Genomic DNA, 20,857 nt, shown 5'->3' with positions numbered 1-20,857 from the left:
TACTCTTGGTGTTTTTCAAGACAGTTATCAGCTATTAATTTTTTGTCATTTAATCCGACTAATCAAATCCTATTGCTTGAACAAGAAAAAAAACCTATTTTTTGAGGTTGTCGAAAAACAGGTCGCTAGCTCAAAGCTTGAGTGAACCTCTAGAGATAGCTTATCGCTCATAACATAGCAAGTGGCAGTCTTAACTGATCTAGCATTGAGGGTTAAGGCGTAGTATAAGGTTAATCATGGTTAAATTAACAAGGTCATTATGGATTCATTAACACAAGCTGTCTTGGGCGGCGCGGTGGGCTATGCGGTATTAGGCAACAAAATTGGCCACAAAGCCGCTATTTATGGTGCTATTTTAGGGACTTTGCCTGATTTAGATGTGTTCCTGCCATACAGTGGTGAAGTAGAGGCTTTTACTTACCATCGAGGATTTAGCCACTCGCTATTAATACACTTGTTAATCAGTCCTTTTATTGTCTGGCTACTCATCAAATGTCATCAAGCTACAGCAATTTATAAGACACACTGGTTTTGGCTGGTATTCCTTTGTTTATCTACCCATGCGATTTTAGATAGTTTCACGGTTTATGGTACACAATTGTTGTGGCCTATCACTGAGTATCCCTTTGCCGTCTCTAACTTGTTTATTATTGATCCCATGTATACCTTGCCGCTATTGTTTGCCTTTGTTGTGATTTTTCTGCCCAAAATTAAGCCCGCAAAGGTCGCAAAAATTAATCATTTTGCATTAGCCATAAGCTGCTTTTATATTTGTTGGTCTTTAACCGCAAAATTTTATATCGACAAAAAAGTAACCATAGCGCTGAACGATAGGCAGATAAAAGTCGATCATTATTTGAGTGCACCTGCGCCTTTTTCCACCTTACTTTGGCGGGTATTGGTCATGTCAGACGGTCAATATTACGAGGGTTATCTCTCTGTATTTGACTCAGCGTCAGATGTGAGTTTAGATGCCTATCATTCTTCAGATGTTCTACTGACTAATATCAAAGATGAATGGAATGTACAGAGGCTTCAATGGTTTACTAAAGGCTTTTATTCAGTCAAAGCAGTAGAACAGAATATTGTTTTATCTGATTTACGTATGGGTGCGGAGTGCCGTTATGTGTTCAATTTTATTCTCGGCGAGCAAACTAGCGCTGGGATTGTTAAAAGCCATGTTGAGAAGGTGAGCGATAGGCCTGATTTAAGTATGCTTGCCAGTGTTTGGGATAGAATTTGGGATGCTTCAGTTTCATTGGCTCCGCTTAAAAAAAGCGGTGTGTGTGTTAATAGGGAAAGTTGATTGGATAGCGACGCTTAACAAGACCGGCATGTTAAGTAGTGCATGTGCCCGTTCGAGTCAGCGGACAGCATTGTAAGCTATTAATTTTTTTGTCGTTTAATCAGACAAGCCCGACATTAGCATCGAGATTAACCGATAACTTATTCCCACTAATTGCTGACCCTTTTAGCATGGTTGCTAAGGCTGACGACTGCCACTTTGCGGACTGTAAAAAATCCTGACACTTCAGCCTGTTTATTTCCGCTTTAGCGCATCAAGGGGACATTAGCAGCAACAAATATTAGTGCTAAAACTAAACTGATTGGAGATTGGGTTTTACCGTCACTTATGCCACAGAGCAGAAGTAAGAAATGGGTCAAATAACCTTAAAGAATAAGCACTGTGGGGGGGGGGGGTAAGCAGACGTTTAGCTGATTCAATCAGTAGAAACAAAAAACACCAATCCTTACAATTGATGTATTCTTAAATACTTAATTTTAAATTATTAAGATTGTTTCTTAAATCGACGTGATGCTAAGCCAATCATTCCTAATGCGAAAATAGCGAGTGTTGTAGGCTCTGGTACTGCATTGATACCAGCACCATCACTATAATCGACTAAAAAGCCGTTTCCTAAATCGCTCATGGCACCCACACCGTCTAAAGAAGCATTACCAGTACCATTGGTGGCGTAATTATAGAAGCTAAGCATGTTTCCAATATTTACATTATTGGCGGCAACGTCCCAAGTGAATGACCAAAGCTCCCAGTGACCACTGCCAGGAGTTAGTGCAGACGAAGACGCTGCTTCCTCGATATTCATGCCAGCAAAAACAATTTCCATTAATGGGAATTGCGCATTATTGAAGTTACCCGCAGCAAAACTGATGGTATACGTTCCCACTTGCAGTGTATGAGCGCCTTGAGATACATCATTATGTGAGGTGATGCTTCCATTTGAATGAGTAGATCGACCTCCCTCAGTTAAAGGACCTAAATCCTGCGTAAAGAAACCACCAACAGGGTTATACCAGCCATTTGTATTCCAGCCAGTATTTGATTCAATAGCAATATCAGCGATAAGACCAGCGTGAGCGCCAGTCGTCGCTAGGGCAAAAAGACTCACAGTACATAGTTTAATAAGTGTTTTAGCTGCTTTGCTAATCAGTGTATTATTATTTTTCATTTGATATTCCTTCTAATCCCTTCACAATAGTATTCGAAGGTAAATGCTAAAAGTGAAGCGTCATCACTTTGTGATACTCAATGCAAAGCATAAAGTATGCCAAATTTATAATACCTAAGTATTTCAATATGATAAAAAACACAATCCCAACATAGATATCTTAACTGTAAAATAACCTGACACAATAAAATCATTAAATTATTGGTTTTATCAATATAAAATCAATTTCACCTTTGCGATAAATCAGCTAAAGGATAATGTTGTCAGGTTCATTATGAAGCTAGCTGAGCTTGAGTTATACGAACTGCTAATAAGTAAAATATCAAAGAATTTAAGTGTTATTAGACCTAATCGTAAATTTTTTAGACAAGACCGGAGAAACAAGACAAATAAGTACCCAATGAATTATAAACGTATGTGTTAAATCCTTAAGTTAATGACATTGAAGCGCACAAAGTGAACTTAATGGGTGAAGGCAACCCCCTGTAGTCCGCTCTTTACTGATGCTTGGTTTTTGATTAAAATAAGGTATAGCTTTACTCACTCCATATGGGTAAGTTTTGATACTTTGTTGAAATATATACTTTACCTGTTCATAACATTATTTTCGCTGTTGCTATAGTGCTGAACCATCTTATAAAGGGAGTAGTCAATAAATGTTAGATAAAAAAATTTACAACTTACTTTTTTTGTTATTAATTTCAAATGCCAATATTCGAGCTGAGACGTTAAATATAGCTTCTGACATTTGGTGCCCCTATATCTGTGATAATAAGAAAGCGCCAGGGATTTTAGTTGAGGCTTTAAATGAAATAGCCAAAGCAAAAAAAATGACGGTTAATATTGAAATCATTTCTCTATCACGTTCTCTTATAATGGCTAGTAAATCTGAAATAGATATTGTATTAGCTGTAACAAAATCTCACATTACAGATCACAAATTACAAAGTAGTCACCAGTATTTTGGTGGTTGGCAAAATGACTTTTACATCAGTAGAAAGGTTGATTGGTCGCCTAATAAACTTAATGATTTAGACGCTTTTTTAAATTCAGGTAAAACTTTAGGGATAATTAAAGGGTATGACTATGGTCCATACATTAACAGTCTAAAGTTTAAATATGCTGATCATATTTTTCAAGCTACTGGCGATTCTCCTTTAACGAAAAATATTGAGATGTTACAAAAAGGACGTATTTCGGCTCTTCTTGATTCTAGATATAATATTCAATATGAAATGAATAAAAATAATATTGTTGATCTAATATATGCTCGTAGTGAAGGTGGTTTTGTACCTTTATTTTTAGGTTACTCTCCAACAATTCTTCCTGAAGTCATTAATAGTATTGATGATGGACTTACCTTAATTCGCCATAAGGGGATTTTGAGCACTATTTTAGAAAAATATGGTGTATCTGATTGGCAAAAAAAAATTTAAATGACTATAAATGTCCGTTGCCCGTTTATAGTTGACGATTAAAAAATCGAATATGACCGACAGTAATGAGCTTAAACCTGCCCTTTACTCAAGTATTATGCGTACTCACACAAGTATCTAAATTCTCATTTATTGCCACAATTCTCATTATTTATGACACCTCCTCACAGCTAAAATCGTCTTTTTTGTAATCTAAATAAACTATTTTAGAGTAAAGGCTTTACTTTTGTAGAGTTGTTGCTCTATAATAACCTTGTTCTCGTTTGAACCTGTTGTATTAATTTTGAATTCTAGCTTCCCCAAGCTTACATACCGATGACCCCTTTGGTCATCGGTTTTTTTATGTCTAAAATTTAGCTTTTGTTCTCACCCTGAAAAATTAACAAAAAAAACCTAGCTCAACATCAGCTAGGAATGAATCTCAAACAGAGTTAATTAATATTTTTTCGCTTCATCAGCACAATGCCAAGCGACAAATTTCCACGCGTTATCATCTTTGACGAACACATCACTACAACGGCCATGAGTAACCTTTTGCTCTCCTTTTTTAGCCGTAGTGCCATTAGAATAGTAATAATGTGCAACAGCGGTATCACCATGTACAACAATGGCTGTTGGGCTATATTCAGCAACATTGTTAGTTGAGCCATCTTCAAAACTGAATTTTTCCCATCGTTTTACTGCACTTCGGTCACGAGGCATTGGGGTACTATTCCCCCACACCATGGCGTCTTCGGTTACCCATTTATCTGTCCAATTATTATCGCGTTTTTCGATATCTGCATATGAAGCTAACACTATATGCCATACTTGTGTTTGCTGTTCATTCCAACGTTCAGCATAGCTGCTAAAAGCGGTAACCGTGACGATTAGTGCTATGGTTAATTTGAAGTTCATCTTATCTTCCTTGTTAATATTTCGACAAGGTCGACTAAACAACGCACTTCTCAGTAAACTCGAATTTACGATTATCGCCCCTAAATATAGCAGGTTTACATTAGTCCGCTGGTTTACCTTAGGTAAGCCTTGTTATATCGAATTTTTGCTCAATATAGTTTCAATACTATGGTGAATTAATCATGACATTTCCGGTCTATTGTTAAGTAGTAGTAATGAGCAGAGTTATATTTCATTAATTTATTGCTGCAATAAATCATTAATCGCCATCAAACCACTAAGGAGATCTTATGTCACAATATACCAAATCAAGCGATGCTATTGCTGCGTTATCCGCTGAGCAATATCGTGTTACACAAGAAAGCGGTACTGAACAGCCTTGGACTGGCGAGTTATTGGAAAATACCTCACCGGGTATTTATGTTGATGTGGTTTCAGGTGAGCCTTTGTTTGCTTCAGCTGATAAGTTTGACGCAGGTTGTGGCTGGCCTAGTTTTACTAAGCCCATTGAAAGCAAAAATGTCAGTGAACTTAGTGATGAAAATCATGGCATGGTGCGCACAGAAGTCCGCTCAGCACACGGTGATAGTCATTTAGGCCATGTATTTACTGACGGTCCGACAGCACAAGGTGGCTTACGATATTGCATTAACTCAGCTTCACTGAAGTTTATTCACCGTGACGATATGACCGCTGAAGGTTATGAAGCCTATTTAGCCCAAGTAGAAGGATAGAATATGACCATTGAACGAGCCGTATTAGCCGGCGGTTGCTTTTGGGGTATGCAAGATTTAATTCGCAAATTACCCGGCATAACAAAAACCTCTGCCGGTTATACCGGTGGCGATGTTAAAAATGCGACTTATCGAAACCACGGTACTCATGCAGAAGGCCTTGAGATCTACTTTGACAATACTGTGATTGGGTATCGAAAAATTTTAGAATTATTTTTTCAAATACATGATCCTACTACAGAAAATAGGCAGGGCAATGATTTAGGCACTGGCTATCGTTCGGCAATTTATTACACTTGCGCAGCGCAAAAAGCCATGGCGGAAAAAACCATTGCTGATGTTGATGCCTCAGGCTTATGGCCGGGTAAAGTGGTTACTGAAGTTGAGCCCGTTGGTGATTTTTGGCAAGCCGAGGTAGAACATCAAGACTATTTACAGCGGATGCCCAATGGCTACACTTGCCATTTTCCAAGACCTGATTGGGTGCTACCTGAACAATAAGGCTAGGTAACTGGCCTAAAAGGCTTTGTATAAGAGTGGTTTATTTCAACTGATAGGCGAGCACTGATGTCGTGGTGTCGGAGCCATAAATGGCTAAGAGCGCCTGTACATGATCACTTTTTCAGATCCATATGGTAATGACATTGCTGACAAGGAGGTCGGTACTTAGTTTTTGTCTGAAATAAGAAAACTGAGCTTACTTACTGTACAGCGTTACTTATTAGATTGTTATGTCAATATAATCAGTTGAGTACTGTATTGCTCAACTGACTAATTTTATTCTTCTGATTTTTATTCTTCTGATTTTTATTCTTCTATTAAAGGTGCTTCGCCTAATTCACTTAAGGCTTGCAGATTTTCATCTTGAAACCAATCGCAAATTACTTTGTCGGCTTGCTCTGAGCCAGTACGTTTTAATGACGAAAATGCCTGCACTTTAATATCAGCATTTAATGTAGCTAGCTCTTTTCTAACCGCAAGTACTTGCCCACTGACTTTGCCTTGAGAGAGTTTGTCGCTTTTGGTTAATAAGGCTAAAACCGGTAATTCTCCGTCTACAGCCCATTGAATTAGGTCCATATCAAGGTCTTTTAACGGATGTCTGATATCCATCAGTATCACTAAACCTTTCAAACATTCGCGTTTTTCTAGGTATTCGCCTAAAGCTTTTTGCCACTTTTTCTTCATTTCCATAGGCACTTTAGCGAAACCATAGCCAGGTAAATCAACTAGGCGCTTGTTTTCAGCAATTTCAAAGATGTTAATCAACTGAGTTCTGCCCGGTGTTTTACTGGTACGTGCAAGGCCTCTTTGATTTGTTAGGGTATTTAACGCGCTTGACTTACCTGCGTTAGAGCGACCTGCAAATGCCACTTCAATACCACTATCGGCAGGTAAACGACGGATATCAGGTGCGCTAAGGGTAAAAGTCGCTTTGCTTAGATGAATGGCTGTAGATGACAAGATTAGATCCAACGATATAAATTAAAACCGCATTATATCGTTTTTTTATACTAAATATGCAATTGTATTAGAATTTAGGCAATTTTTTTCATTAAACAAGCCGCGCAATAGCCTTAATGGTGTATGATATCCCCGATTTTTCTGGCTTATTGAATGTATTCAATAAAAAACACAAAAGCATGTTGAGAATTTTCCTATGAGACATATTTTAACTTCATTAATTATAACCTTATTAAGTATTAATATTGCTGTAGCCGCAACTGGTGACGCAGATGCAGGTAAAGCTAAATCCGCTACTTGTGCAGGCTGTCATGGTGCAAATGGTATTGGCATTAGTGATACCTTTCCTAATTTAGCAGGCCAACATGCTGATTATATTGTCGTACAACTGAAAGCATTCAAATCAGGTGAGCGTGAAAACTCATTAATGTCTTCAATGGCAGCAGGTTTATCTGAACAAGATATGGCTGATCTGGCGGCTTACTTTACAGCGTTACCGCGTAATGGCGCAAGCCAAGACACTAGCGCTACTGAAGCAAGTACAAGCGCAGCGACAATTAAAGCACCTACTGCTTATGTACCTGACCCTGCAGCGGGTAAGAGCCTATTTGAATTAGGCGATCCTTCGCGCAATATTGCCTCATGTATTGGTTGTCATGGTAGCGAAGGTAACAGCAAGGTATTAATTTATCCGAACCTGGCCAATCAACATCCTGAATACATTGCCACACAGTTAATGAATTTTAAAAACAAAGATCGCATTAACTACGCCATGAACCAATTTGCCGGTAACATGACTAACAATGAGATTGCTGACATGGCCGCTTACTTTGCTGACACTGCTGCCGTTGCTAACGTGGTTTCACGTAGAGTAACGCCATCAGCGCCAGTAACTGCTGAAGTGATTGCGGGTAAAACCAAAGCCGCAACTTGTACTGCATGTCACGGCGCCGATGGTAACAGCCTTGTTGCTATCTACCCGAAACTTGCAGGACAACATGCAGATTACATTGTAAAACAGTTACAAGAGTTTAAATCAGGTGCGCGTGAAAATGCGGTGATGGGGCCTATGGCGTCAGCATTAAGTGAGCAAGACATGGTAGAGATTGCCAGCTATTTTGCCGCTCAAAAAATTATTGTTGCTGATTTGGAAGGTTCTAATATTGGTAAAAAACTTTATCTAGGTGGCGATGCAAAACGTAAAATCACCGCTTGTGTTGCTTGTCACGGTGTTAACGGTAAAGGTTCAGGTAAGGCTGGCTTCCCAGTTATCGCCGGCCAAAACGAAGCGTACCTAAAAGCACAATTAATGCAATTCAAAAACGGTGAGCGTTATAACGATTACAACTCCATGATGCGCAGTGTTGCTTCTAAGCTTTCAGCTAGCGACATGGATGAGTTAGCGAAATACATGGCGTCAATGAAGTAATATTAGTCAAGATGGGCTAATGTCAGCTATTTAATCTCAATATAAGCAGCGTTTATCGCTGCTTTTTATTGCCGTGATTTTATACTGCCAGTACAGCAAAAAAATTTACTGTACTGGTATTCGCTAGTTTTTTTAATGACATTATTTCACAGCCATTAAATTCGTGTAGAATGCCAAAACAACATTTTAGCAAATTTTATAAGTAAACCCTTTATCGTGTTTACGACAAGCAGAGACTAAATCAATGAAAAAATTTATCATTACTGTTTTATTAGGATTAAGTGCAGTCACTACTGCCAATGCAGCGCAAGGCGATGCCGAAGCAGGTAAAGGCAAAGCAGCCATGTGTGCTGCTTGTCACGGTGCTGACGGTAATAGTCTTGTGCCTATGTACCCTAAGTTAGCGGGGCAGAGTGCTAACTACTTAGTTAAGCAACTGACTGAATTTAAATTAGGCATGACCTCAGGTGGTAAATCAGGTCGTGTAAACGCCATTATGGGTGGTATGGCAATGGCACTTAGTGAGCAAGACATGGCTGATATCTCAGCATTTTATGCTAATCAAAAAGTCACTGATGGCAACGGTACCGCTAATGCAAAAGGTAAAAAACTTTATTTAGGTGGTAATGCCGAAATGGAAATTACCGCCTGTGCGGCCTGTCATGGTGTTGATGGTAAAGGCATGGCAAATGCTGGTTTTCCTGCTCTTGCTGGCCAAAATGCTGAATACTTAAAAATTCAGTTAGACGCCTTTCGTAATGGCTCACGTTATAATGACCTTAATGGCATGATGCGAGGTGTTGCTGCAAATTTAACTGATGAAGACATTACTGCACTGTCGCAGTACGCATCATCATTAAAATAAACCCTAAGCCATTTAATTAGCTTTTTAAAAGTTAATATTTATAAAAAGCAGCGTTAATCGCTGCTTTTTATATTCAGTCACGCTTTCGCATATGATCGTGACATATCGTTCTTTCTGAACATAAAAGGGCAGCACTATGGCTGCCCTTTTAAATAATAAAGTGTATTTAAGCGCTTAAAACGCGTATTTAAAACCAACCGATAACACATCAGTTCCGTCGTAATTTTCAAAAGACGCTTCAACGCTAATTTTTTCGTTCAATTTTTTACCCACACCCGCACCAAAACCAAATTCCCATTCATCATCGCTGACAGACGTGCCACGGAAACTGGCTTTTAGATCTAAGTTGGCATATGACGGCATAACGTAAGCATAAAAACCATTGTCATAGTTGTATTGACCACGAACAGAAAGTGCTGTGAAGCGTTCGACTTCTAGTTTAACGCCATCCATTTTATCATCTGAGATACCAGTACCAAGGCGCAATTCAGGTATTAGTGAGAATTTACTACCCTCTTCGACAACTTCATAAGATAGAGCACCATAAACAACACCCAAATCAAGGCTATCATCTGATAAGTTTGCATAGCCTGCGCCAGCTGACCAGTTAGCCGAAGCCGTTAAAGGTAATACCAATAAAGAAAGTGCAATTAAAGATTTTTTAAACAAAATAATATCCTTTTATTAATTTAAATAGTGAGTTTAAATAGTGAATTAATGGAAATAAGAAAACGCGCATGCTAACAATGTGCCTTTCGTTACGCAATTATTTTGTGTGGGTTAAATCAGAAAAATAAGTAACAAATTATGTATTTAGCCGGAGAGCTAAATAAACATCATTTGCCAAAGACATTGGGTTCAGTTTCACGCTATGATCTAAACAATGAGCAGAATATGCAGGTTTAATCAGGACACACAAAATGATAGAAATTATTCAACCCAGACAATTTAAAACCGTACCATGGAAAAATGGTCAGGGGGAAACCATTGAAATGGCGATCAACCCAGGCGGCAGCTTAGACAAGTTCGACTGGCGATTAAGCATGGCAAGTGTGGTTGAAGATGGCGTTTTCTCTAATTTTACTGGCTATACCCGCAACCTAATTTTAATTGACGGAGACGGCATCAACTTACAACACAATGATAATAAAATTGACCGTTTAACCCAGCTATTAGACCTAGCTACTTTTGATGGTGGTAATAAAACCGTTGGCAACTTACATACTAATGAAATAACCGACTTTAATGTTATCACCCAAACTTCGGCCTTTAATACTAAGGTAAACTGCCAAAAAAGTGCAAATAATTATTTACTTGAAAGAAGCGCCCTGTGCTTTATTTATAGCTTATTCAAAGACGCAACATTGACCTTAAACCACAGCCAAGAAGTCATCACCTTGCCTGCCCAACACTTAGTAAAAATAACCGACTTACCCAACAACTTCGCTAGCCTAACCGGTGAGCACCTTATTGTTGTTTACCTAACGCATTGCACCTGATTTTTTAGGCCAGTGCAATGTGCACACTTTACCCACTTAAGGCAGACTTTAAGCGGTCAAATTAACAGTTGACGGACTAAAGTCCAACCGACAAAAAATCACCTAAAACCACAGCACCATCTATAGTCCCTTGGTAAGTTCAATGCAGACTCAATCTAGGTCTAATGTAGGTCTAATGTAGAGTGGACTTTAGTCCATTAAGTTAAATGAAATTTAACCGTCTTTAAAATGAAGACCGACCTAGAGGTGATCATTAAGCTTTTAAACTGACTTACTCATTTAAATACATAAACAAACCCTATTTTAGTACGCCGGGTTTTAATCAGTCGTTAAGGTTATTAATCGCTAGAAATACTCGTTCTAACTTTTAATTATGACTTTTTCTTTATGCTGACGTAGGCTCAAGAGACAAAATAAAAATTACGCCTTAACCCTAAGGACAACATTATGACCATTAAGTATTTTATAAGGTTAACTAGCCTACTGTTACTCTTATCACCCTTGGCCAATGCAGAATTTGAACGCAAAATTGCCATTGATGAAAGTAATACCAGTACTCATAGTACAAAAGTGAATGGCAAGAAATTTGATTACACCGCCACGACCGGTACTCAACCGGTCTGGGACGAAGAAGGCAAGCCTACTGCCAGCCTTTTTTATACCTATTACCAACGCGCAAATGTAAAAAACAAAGCCGCTCGGCCGTTACTTATATCATTCAATGGTGGTCCAGGCTCAGCATCTGTTTGGATGCATGTCGCTTATACCGGCCCTAACGTACTTAATGTCGACAACGAAGGTTTTCCATTACAGCCATACGGCGTAAAAACCAATGACTTCTCCATTTTAGACAGCGCTGATATTGTCTTTGTTAACCCAGTCAATACTGGCTATTCACGAGTTTTACCGAATGAAGAAGGTAAAATGCCATCAAAAGAAGCACAAAAGAAAATGTTCTTTGGCGTAAATGCTGACGTTAAATACTTGGCAGAGTGGATTAACACCTTTGTTACCCGCCATAACCGTTGGCAGTCACCCAAATACCTTATTGGCGAAAGTTATGGCACTACCCGTGTTGCAGGCTTAGCGTTAGAACTACAGTCGCGCCAGTGGATGTACCTTAATGGCGTTATTTTGGTATCACCCACGGATATTGGTATTAAACGTGACGGCCCGGTAAAAGCAGCCAATCGTTTACCTTACTTTGCTGCAACCGCTTGGTACCACAAAGCACTCGCTGACGACTTGCAAAGTAGAGATCTATTAGACATTTTACCTGAAATTGAAAAATTCACCCTTGAGCAGTACTTGCCCACACTCGCCAAAGGTGGCTTTATTGCTCAAGATGAAAAACAGCGCATCGCCGAACAAGTCGCTCGGTATTCTGGTTTATCGGTACAAGAAGTCTTGCGTAATAACTTAGATATTGAAGCGTCTTATTTTTGGAAAGAAATACTGCGTAATCGCGAGCAAACCGTGGGTCGTTTAGATTCTCGCTATTTAGGTATTGATGAAAAAGTTACCGGTAGCAGTCCTGATTACAACGCCGAATTAACCTCTTGGTTGCACAGTTTTACGCCCGCAATAAATTATTATTTACGTGAAGAGCTCAATTATAAAACCGACCTTAAATATAATATGTTCGGTAATGTGCACCCTTGGGATAGAAGCAACAATAAAACCGGTGAAAACTTACGTTTAGCGATGGCGCAAAACCCATATTTAAATGTGATGATACAGTCAGGTTACTATGATGGTGCCACCAACTATTTTGATGCTAAATATACCTTATCCCAAATTGACCCAAGTGGTAAAATGCAAGACAGATTATCATTTAAGGGTTATAAAAGTGGCCATATGATGTATTTACGTTATCAAGATTTAGAAGCCTCTAACCAAGATCTTCGGGAGTTTATGCAAGCCACCTTACCGAATAAAACCACACCAGCAAAATATCCAAGCAAACGCTAATCTAGCCAGTATGTTACTGCGTTAATCAAGGTTGTCAGTGCCTAGACACTGACAACCTTATCGCCAACTCTGCCTATCAAGCCATCCTATCTCTAAATTTTTTACCTGCGAACCACTACCAACACCAAGTACTCTTACTATTAAAGCAAAGCTCACCACCTTGAATTTCTTAAGTGCCCTACTCATCCCTTCTCATTGTTTCCTCTTTGTAAAAAAACATCTCACAGGGAGACAAGCAGGAGAACTACAGAAGGAAAAACACAGCAAAACCAAGTTTAAAACTTCTTTTAACTTACTGATAGCTGACAGCTGAAAACTTGTTGTTAAACTTCCCTAAATCCCTTTTCATTGTTTCCTTCCTGTAAAAAAACAAAAAATAATTTACAGGGGAAAACGTGAGTATTACAGAAAGTAAAAAGGCCACCCATTGGCAGCCTTGAGTAGCATTACGTTAATTTAAATTTCGTAATTAATCACTTGGTAACCTAAGGCCTCAAGCTGAGGTTTTAGGGTCTTAGCGTCACCCACTACCACCATTAACATTTCGCTTAAAACTAAATGCTTTTTCGCTAAAGCGTTAATGTCTGCTTTACTGATATTAGCCACAATGTCATTGCGCTCTTTGACAAAATCAGCCGTGAGATCATGCTCTAAAATTTGTGCTAAAAATCCGAGTTTACGGCTGGGTGTTTCATATTTCAACGCATCTTTTTGGTTGATGGCATTACGCATGAAAGCTAACTCTTCATCGCTAATCCCTTGCTCCGCATAATGTGTAATTTCTTTCACAAACTCAACAATCGACTTGTCTGTTACATCAGCCCGCACCTCTGCGCTTGCGGTAAAGGTGCCAGAGAATTTATCACCATAAAAATACGAACGCGCACCGTAGGTGTAGCCCTTATCTTCACGTAAATTTAGATTAATACGGCTATTAAATGCCCCGCCTAAAGCAAAGTTCATTAAGTAAGCTCGATAGTATTCACCGGTAATATCTTCAGTAAGTGAACGTTTACCCATACGAATAGCAGCCTGCGCAGCATTGTCTTTATTTACTAAATAAATAACACCGCGCTTAGCATTTGAGTCGGGTAAGGTTAATAACAGCTCTTTGCCTGCGCCCGTCAATGCTTTGAAGATACTCAAAGACTGCAAAATATCGCCTTGGTTTAAATCTGACACCAATATTATTTCACTGCCTTTTGGCTGCACTTGCGCTTGATAAAGCGCTTTAATATCGGCTAATTCGATATTAGCTAATGAGGCTTCTGAACCCGCACTAGAAGTTGCCGCAATATTATCGCCATGCAGTAACTGGCGATAAGCATTTGACGCTAAATATCCGGCATCTTTTTTACCATTAATAGCACCTTGAATGGCGTTACTTTTATTACGCTCAAATTCACTTAGCAAAAACGCCGGCATGGTTAATTTTTCATAAACTAAGGCAAGCGTGGCATCTATATGCTTAGTCAAGGTGTTTATATTGACCGCTAAATAGTCATTACCCGCTGAGAAACTAACCGAAGCACCCAATTTCTGCAGGGCTTTGCTCATGTCTTCGGCGCTACGTTTGCTGGTAGACTCATTTAACGTGGCGGCTAAAAGTGCTGCTGTGCCGGCCTTTTCTTTACTTTCATAATAATGACCTGCAGGGATTTTGATCAACATTGAGGTAGTCGGTGTCTCGCTGCTTTGTGTTGCCAGTATTTTCATACCATTAGCAAAAGTTTCGCGCCACATTTTGGGTACTTCAACGGCTTTATTTGCCCCAGCAACCGGCATAAGACTACGGTCAAAATTGTCTTGAGCTTTACGCACTTGTAAGTCGGTATCTGAAGTCATCGCACGTTCAGGGATAACCCGTGCTGGTGGTGTGAAATTATCTGGCGCAGCAACTAATAATTTTTGACCTGTTGGTACTATGCTCATGATCACGCCATGTTTATTTTTGATATATTTTTCATAAACACGCATGACATCAGCTTTGGTGACCTTGGCATAACGGGCAATGTCTTGCTCAATATAATTTGGATTGCCTTTAAAGGTTTCATTCGCCGCTAATTGGCTGACTTTACCGGCTACACTTTGCAAGCCAAAGACAAAGCTAGCTTCCATTTCGGCTTTTGCTTTGATTAAGTCGTCATCTTCAACACCACGGCGTTCAAATTCAAGCAAACTAGCACGAATCACTTTTTCCATGTCTGCCAAAGTGTTACCTGACGCTGGATGCGGAAGTGCTAACATATTAAAAGTACAGGCGAGCTCAGCACAAGGATGACTTACTGAGGCTTGCACAGCCAACTGATTTTTAACTAAGTTTTTATAAAGTAATGAGGTTTTACCCCCGCCTAAAATACTCGAGAGTAAATCTAGTGCGGCTTCGTCTTTATGCCTAACACTCACCGTTGGATACGACATATACACTAAAGGTAAATGCACATTGTCTTCCATAGAAATATAGCGATCAGCCTCGAGTGTAAAGCTCGATTTTTCAGGCATTTTTACTGCTGGACCACGAGGAATAGTACCAAAATATTTGCTCACCATTGCCAAAGTTTCAGCAATATTAAGATCACCGCCTATGGTTAATGTGGCATTATTAGGGCCATACCAACGCAAGAAAAAGGCTTTTAAGTCATTAACATTAACACGATTTAAATCGTCAATATAACCTATGGTTTGCCATGAATAAGGATGACCTACAGGATACATAGCTTCCGCAACACGTTCTCGCAACAGCCCATAAGGACGATTTTCATAACTTTGGCCACGTTCGTTTTTTACGGTTTCACGTTGTATTTCAAATTTCTCTTGTGTCACGGCATCCACTAAAAATCCCATGCGGTCAGCTTCAAGCCACAACATTTTTTCTAGTTGATTCGCTGGCACGGTTTGAAAGTAATTCGTGCGGTCACTGTTGGTGGTGCCATTCATGGTGCCGCCAGATTCAGTGACTATTTTAAAGTGCTCGTCGTCAGCAACATTTTCTGAACCTTGAAACATCATATGTTCGAAAAAATGAGCAAAACCTGACTTACCAATTTCTTCTCGGCCAGAGCCAACGTGATAGGTCATATCCACATGAACCAAAGGGTCTGAGCTGTCTTGATGCAAAATCAAAGTTAACCCGTTGTCTAAAACATATTTTTGATATGGGATCAGCGTTTTTTTGGCTGCTGTACGCACTTGCTCAACAAAAGTGATGCCATCAACAATGCGATCAGGTGTTTGGGTTTGCAGCTTATCAGTATTTTCACAGGCGACTAAACAAGTCAGTAACAGCGGTAACGTCCATTTCTTCAAAATATTTTCCTCGATTCAATCATGATATAAATTTAGTAGAGCGGATATAATTTTATCGCCATTGTGCATAAGTACAATAGCTAAGTGATATTATTCCACTGTTGACCCTTAGCTTAATGTAAAGTTCACCTGTACCTACGCCTGCGCTTGCTCGTCTAAGGCAATTTAGCCGCTATAGGCTTAAGGCAGATAAACGTCACAAGTACAGTTGAGTTCATTCAATACCCGCCTTAACGCTTAAATGAGTGAGTGTTTAATAAGAGAAAAATAGTGTAAAAAAAGGCCTCTAGATAGAGGCCTGAATAACAACACACCATGAAGGGATCACTCGGCGTTATTTAATAAGAACATAAAGCAAGGATATTAATTTCAAACAAACAATAGTAATACCCCTTTGATATCACTAATGCGCTTGTTCCCAGTTATCACCAATGCCGGCTTCGGCAATTAATGGCACACTCATGGTGATGGCATTATTCATAATTTCAACCAAGGTTGCTGTAGTTTTCTCAACAATATCTTGGTGAATTTCAAAAATTAATTCATCGTGTACTTGCATGGTCATTTTGATTCTAGGATCGTTTTGCGCTTGTATCCAAGCGTCAACCGCCAACATGGCTTTTTTGATAATATCAGCCGCAGTGCCTTGCATGGGTGCGTTAATCGCTGCACGTTCAGCGGCTTTTTTGCGCATGGCATTTTTTGCTTTAATGTCCGGCAAATAAAGTCGACGACCAAATAAGGTTTCGACATAACCTGTCTCAGTGGCTTGTTGACGGGTATCTTCCATATACTGAGAAACATTAGGATAACGCTCAAAGTATTTATCAATATAGGCTTGTGCCGTATGGCGAGGCACATTAAGTTGTTTTGCTAAGCCAAATGCCGACATGCCATAAATCAAACCAAAGTTAACCGCTTTCGCGCTGCGGCGTTGATCTATAGTGACTTCATCAAGCGGTACGGCAAATATCTCTGCTGCCGTTGCCTTATGCACGTCTTTACCTTCAGAAAACGCTTTAACTAAGCCTGGGTCGTCTGATAAATGCGCCATAATGCGTAATTCAATTTGAGAATAATCTATCGCAACAATTTTATGCTCAGGCGGAGCAATAAAAGCCAGACGTATTTTACGTCCTTCTTCACTACGAATAGGAATGTTTTGCAGATTTGGATCGGTCGAAGATAAACGCCCTGTTGCGGTAACCGCTTGTTGATAAGAGGTATGAACACGGTTAGTTGTTGCCCCAACGAGTAAGGGTAACTTATCGGTATAAGTTGACTTTAACTTACTTAAGCCACGGTTTTCTAAAATCACTTTCGGTAATGGATAGTCTAAGGCTAACTCTTGTAACACTTCTTCTGCCGTTGAAGGCGCACCTTTAGGGGTTTTCTTAATAACCGGTATTTTTAGCTCTTCAAACAAAATCACTTGTAATTGCTTAGGCGAGCTTAAGTTAAAGCTTTTACCTGCGAGGTTATGCGCTTCAATCTCTAATTCAGCTAAACGTGTACCTATTGATTGGCTTTGTTGAGCCAACATATCGCAGTCAATTAATACCCCATGTTGCTCCATGCGAGCAAGTACCGGCAGTAACGGCATCTCAATATCGGTAAAAACAGAGTGCTGCGAACTCACTTTGGCTAATTGTGGGTAAATGGCTTGATGCAAACGCATGGTAATATCAGCATCTTCAGCGGCATAATGACCGGCCTTTTCAATTTCAATTTGATTAAAGGTCAGCTGCTTTGCGCCCTTACCAGCGATATCTTCAAAATGTACGGTTTTATAGCCTAAATATTTTTCTGCTAGCGCGTCCATGTTGTGCCGCGTTGCCACACTGTTCAAACAATAAGACTCAAGCATAGTATCAAAAGCAATACCTTGCATGGCGATATTATAATGCGAGAGCACATTGGCATCGTATTTTAAATTTTGCCCGACTTTACAGCAGGTTTCACTCTCTAATAATGGCTTAAGTTGCTCAAGCACCCAGTCGAGTGCTAGCTGCTCTGGCGCATCAATATAATCATGCGTTAGTGGCACATAAGCCGCTTTACCGGCTTCAATACAAAATGATAAACCTACCAGTTTAGCTTTCATATAGTTAACGCTAGTGGTTTCAGTATCAAAAGCAAACAGCTCAGCAGCGCTTAACTTTTCAAGCCAAACATTAAAGCTGGCTTTATCAAGAATAATGTCATATTCAGTGTCAACGTCACCAGGCAAGTCGGCAACTGCTTCGCTACTTGGTGTAACTGCAGTATCCGCTTTGCTATCGCCAGCGTCTAAATCAGTTAATAGGCGTTTTAATTCAAATTTTTGGTAAAGCGCTCGTAATGCTTCAGTATCAGGTGCTTTGGGTTGCAGTTCAGCAACGCTTTGCTCAAGGTCAACATCGAGCTTAATAGTGGCAAGTTCATAAGAAAGCGGCAGGTGTGTTAAAGCGATGCGTAAGTTTTCACCCACTTTGCCTTTAACGTCGTCGGCATGTGCCATGACTTCTTTTAAGCTAGGGTTTGCAGTTAACCATTTTACCGCTGTTTTAGGGCCACACTTTTCAACGCCAGGAATGTTATCCACTTTATCACCCATCAAGGCAAGGTAGTCGATGATCTGATCAGGGCGCACGCCAAATTTTTCAATAACGCCTGCTTCATCCATTTCTACATTGGTCATGGTGTTAATTAAACGCACATGCGGGTTAACTAACTGAGCCATATCTTTATCACCGGTTGAGATCACGGTTTCAATGCCTAAAGCGGTTGCTTGATGCGATAAAGTGCCAATGACATCATCAGCCTCTACGCCATCAATAACTAACAGCGGTAAACCCATGGCAACAATAATTTCATGTATTGGCGCAATTTGCGTGCGTAAATCATCGGGCATGGGCGGGCGATTAGCTTTATATTCAGCATACATATCATTACGAAAGGTTTTCCCTTTGGCATCAAATATCGCCACGATATTGCCATTAGGATAGTCTTTTTTTAGACTTCTGAACATGTTCAAAACACCAGTAATAGCACCGGTAGGTTGGCCGTCTAAAGTGGATAAAGCTTGCAAATATGGCACGTGATAAGCGCGAAATAAATAAGATGAACCATCGACTAAAATAAGCGGTGATTGGTCAGAAGTTGGCATGATAATTTTATAACTGGGAGAAAGATTGGCTAAGCATGCCATAATCGGCAAATTGTCTCTAGCTATTCATTATATTTAGGCGCATCAATTCGCGATAATTGTGGATAAGTATGTTGAAAACCACGATGAAAAACCTTAAAGCTCTGGTGAACTTTAAGGCAACTATTATTTAACTACTTGTATTAGATGAAAAAAGGTAAGTCAGAAATCCTTTTCAAATATTTATTATTATTTTTTTATTATGTGGATAAATAAATGTCTCAGCTTAAATTTAGCTGTTCAATTAACGAACAACAGAAATAAGCGAGCTGAGAGATTACCAGAAAACAACGTCATTACCAGACAATTGTTAAACTATTTTTACCGTTTTATGACACCTATAAATAACAAAAAAACATAAGCTATATTTGACAAGGGCTAGCTTAATTATATAAATTTAATTTTTGTAAAAATTTAAATTACCTTGGTCTTCACTAAGCCAAAATATGACAAAATCGCACATATATTCTTCCACTCACTGTCACAGCGTTATTACAAAAATATAATCAAACTCAAAGCGACACTCAAGCAATATAAAAAACCTACTTTAGCCACATTAGCTAATAATGAATTAAGTGCCGGCCCTTGCAAGGTAAAGCCTTTTTTAATCACATAATAACTTGGCGTCACAAGTAAAATAGTAGTGAGCAAAAGTATAGACGATACCTGTATGGCAAATATTGCATGAACAATTAACGCACCCGTCATGAGCATAGCGAGTAAAATTCTTGCCTTGTGTTCACCTAGAATAACCGCCAAGGTGTATTTTTTTACCGCTTTATCCGTAGCAATGTCTCTAATATTGTTCACGAGCATAATGGCGCTACTATACAATCCTGCACTAGTGGCTAAGCCAAAGCCGAGTAATGACAAGGTACCCGTTTGCAAATAATAACTGCCAAGTACTGACACCCAGCCGAAGAAAATTAACACGGTAACTTCACCCAAAGCATTTGACGCCAATGGAAAGGGTCCAGCACTGTAAGCAAACACGCCTAACAATGACAATACGCCAAGAGCCAATATCCACCCACCACCTTCAACCGCAAGATAAAGCCCTGAAAGCATGGCAACAGTGCATATTAGTGCTAAGCCAAGTTTTATGGCTGATAATGAGATTAAGCCCGCTTGCACCACTCTTACCGGCCCCACTCTTTGTTTACTATCTACCCCAGATAAACCATCAAAAAGGTCATTCGCTAAATTAACCGCAATTTGCAATGACAGAGCACAGACTAAGGTCGAGAAAAATATGGCCATATTAATGTCAACGTCACGGGTCGCCAATGCTGTGCCTAATAAAATGGGTCCCATGGAGGCGAGTAAGGTGTTAGGCCGAATGGCTAGCCACCAATATTTGAGCTGAGACTTGAGCTGATACTTTATTAACATTAGCTTGGCTGTTGAGGTATTAGGGTTATGACCTTATCTTATATGTAGACAATGGCTAGCCAACATTTAGACATAAAAGAAGATGGATCAACTTAAACTTTGAAAAATAAAAAACGCTGTACCCTATGACGAATACAGCGTTTACATTAACGCAAAAACACGCTTAATGTCCTAATAAACTAAAGCCTAATAACCTAAAGCCTAAG

15 protein-coding genes are annotated in these 20,857 nt (G+C 39.5%); 8 read left to right on the top strand and 7 right to left on the bottom strand.

Annotated features, from left to right (window positions below; all coding sequences use genetic code 11):
- Nucleotides 1-259: 259 nt before the first annotated feature.
- Nucleotides 260-1,306, top strand: a complete 1,047-nt coding sequence (locus tag H4J54_RS12755; protein WP_182191244.1) for a metal-dependent hydrolase — start codon at nt 260-262, stop codon at nt 1,304-1,306.
- A gap of 484 nt (nt 1,307-1,790) precedes the next feature.
- Here the strand turns inward: H4J54_RS12755 and H4J54_RS19495 are convergent, their stop codons facing one another.
- The gene (locus H4J54_RS19495) at nt 1,791-2,471 is read right to left on the bottom strand and encodes a PEP-CTERM sorting domain-containing protein (protein WP_259367021.1); all 681 of its coding nucleotides are present in this window, start codon (nt 2,469-2,471) and stop codon (nt 1,791-1,793) included.
- A 656-nt stretch (nt 2,472-3,127) separates the two neighbouring features.
- On the opposite strand from H4J54_RS19495, the gene H4J54_RS12745 reads away from it, so the two are divergent.
- The gene (locus H4J54_RS12745; RefSeq protein WP_182191243.1) at nt 3,128-3,907 is read left to right on the top strand and encodes an ABC transporter substrate-binding protein; all 780 of its coding nucleotides are present in this window, start codon (nt 3,128-3,130) and stop codon (nt 3,905-3,907) included.
- A 435-nt stretch (nt 3,908-4,342) separates the two neighbouring features.
- On the opposite strand, the gene H4J54_RS12740 is transcribed toward H4J54_RS12745, so the two are convergent.
- Nucleotides 4,343-4,804 carry a nuclear transport factor 2 family protein gene (locus H4J54_RS12740; protein ID WP_182191242.1) on the bottom strand — a complete coding sequence of 154 codons (462 nt, stop codon included), beginning with the start codon at nt 4,802-4,804 and terminating at the stop codon, nt 4,343-4,345.
- 290 nt (nt 4,805-5,094) lie between these two features.
- On the opposite strand from H4J54_RS12740, the gene msrB reads away from it, so the two are divergent.
- Nucleotides 5,095-5,538 (top strand): peptide-methionine (R)-S-oxide reductase MsrB, encoded by a 444-nt coding sequence (gene msrB / locus H4J54_RS12735; protein ID WP_182191241.1) that lies wholly within the window; start codon nt 5,095-5,097, stop codon nt 5,536-5,538.
- Nucleotides 5,539-5,541: 3 nt separating this feature from the next.
- The gene (gene msrA / locus H4J54_RS12730) at nt 5,542-6,039 is read left to right on the top strand and encodes a peptide-methionine (S)-S-oxide reductase MsrA (protein ID WP_182191240.1); all 498 of its coding nucleotides are present in this window, start codon (nt 5,542-5,544) and stop codon (nt 6,037-6,039) included.
- Between the two features lie 306 nt (nt 6,040-6,345).
- On the opposite strand, the gene yihA is transcribed toward msrA, so the two are convergent.
- On the bottom strand, nt 6,346-7,002 hold the full coding sequence (yihA, locus tag H4J54_RS12725) for a ribosome biogenesis GTP-binding protein YihA/YsxC (RefSeq protein ID WP_182191239.1): 657 nt from the start codon (nt 7,000-7,002) through the stop codon (nt 6,346-6,348).
- Nucleotides 7,003-7,198: 196 nt separating this feature from the next.
- On the opposite strand from yihA, the gene H4J54_RS12720 reads away from it, so the two are divergent.
- Nucleotides 7,199-8,431, top strand: a complete 1,233-nt coding sequence (locus H4J54_RS12720; protein ID WP_182191238.1) for a cytochrome c — start codon at nt 7,199-7,201, stop codon at nt 8,429-8,431.
- Between the two features lie 244 nt (nt 8,432-8,675).
- Complete coding sequence (locus H4J54_RS12715) at nt 8,676-9,296, top strand: cytochrome c (protein ID WP_182191237.1); 621 nt, start codon at nt 8,676-8,678, stop codon at nt 9,294-9,296.
- A gap of 174 nt (nt 9,297-9,470) precedes the next feature.
- On the opposite strand, the gene H4J54_RS12710 is transcribed toward H4J54_RS12715, so the two are convergent.
- On the bottom strand, nt 9,471-9,965 hold the full coding sequence (locus H4J54_RS12710; protein ID WP_182191236.1) for an outer membrane beta-barrel protein: 495 nt from the start codon (nt 9,963-9,965) through the stop codon (nt 9,471-9,473).
- Between the two features lie 251 nt (nt 9,966-10,216).
- Between H4J54_RS12710 and H4J54_RS12705 the strand changes: the two genes are divergently transcribed.
- Both H4J54_RS12705 and H4J54_RS12700 read left to right on the top strand, forming a co-directional pair.
- Nucleotides 10,217-10,795: a HutD family protein gene (locus tag H4J54_RS12705; protein ID WP_182191235.1), complete on the top strand. Its 579-nt coding sequence runs from the start codon at nt 10,217-10,219 to the stop codon at nt 10,793-10,795.
- Nucleotides 10,796-11,242: 447 nt separating this feature from the next.
- Nucleotides 11,243-12,766, top strand: coding sequence for a S10 family peptidase (locus H4J54_RS12700; RefSeq protein WP_182191234.1), 1,524 nt, complete (start codon nt 11,243-11,245; stop codon nt 12,764-12,766).
- A gap of 456 nt (nt 12,767-13,222) precedes the next feature.
- Here H4J54_RS12700 and H4J54_RS12695 read toward each other — a convergent pair whose 3' ends face one another.
- The 3 genes from H4J54_RS12695 to menA form a co-directional block, all read right to left on the bottom strand.
- The gene (locus H4J54_RS12695; RefSeq protein WP_220464201.1) at nt 13,223-16,072 is read right to left on the bottom strand and encodes a pitrilysin family protein; all 2,850 of its coding nucleotides are present in this window, start codon (nt 16,070-16,072) and stop codon (nt 13,223-13,225) included.
- A gap of 403 nt (nt 16,073-16,475) precedes the next feature.
- Nucleotides 16,476-19,220 (bottom strand): DNA polymerase I, encoded by a 2,745-nt coding sequence (gene polA / locus H4J54_RS12690; RefSeq protein WP_182191233.1) that lies wholly within the window; start codon nt 19,218-19,220, stop codon nt 16,476-16,478.
- Nucleotides 19,221-19,751: 531 nt separating this feature from the next.
- Nucleotides 19,752-20,651, bottom strand: a complete 900-nt coding sequence (gene menA / locus H4J54_RS12685; protein ID WP_182191232.1) for a 1,4-dihydroxy-2-naphthoate octaprenyltransferase — start codon at nt 20,649-20,651, stop codon at nt 19,752-19,754.
- Nucleotides 20,652-20,857 lie beyond the last annotated feature (206 nt).

This window comes from Colwellia sp. MB3u-8 (assembly GCF_014076985.1).
Taxonomy (GTDB): domain Bacteria; phylum Pseudomonadota; class Gammaproteobacteria; order Enterobacterales; family Alteromonadaceae; genus Cognaticolwellia.
Note: the sequence above shows the minus strand (reverse complement) of the source record. Positions and strands in the feature narration are given on the sequence as shown.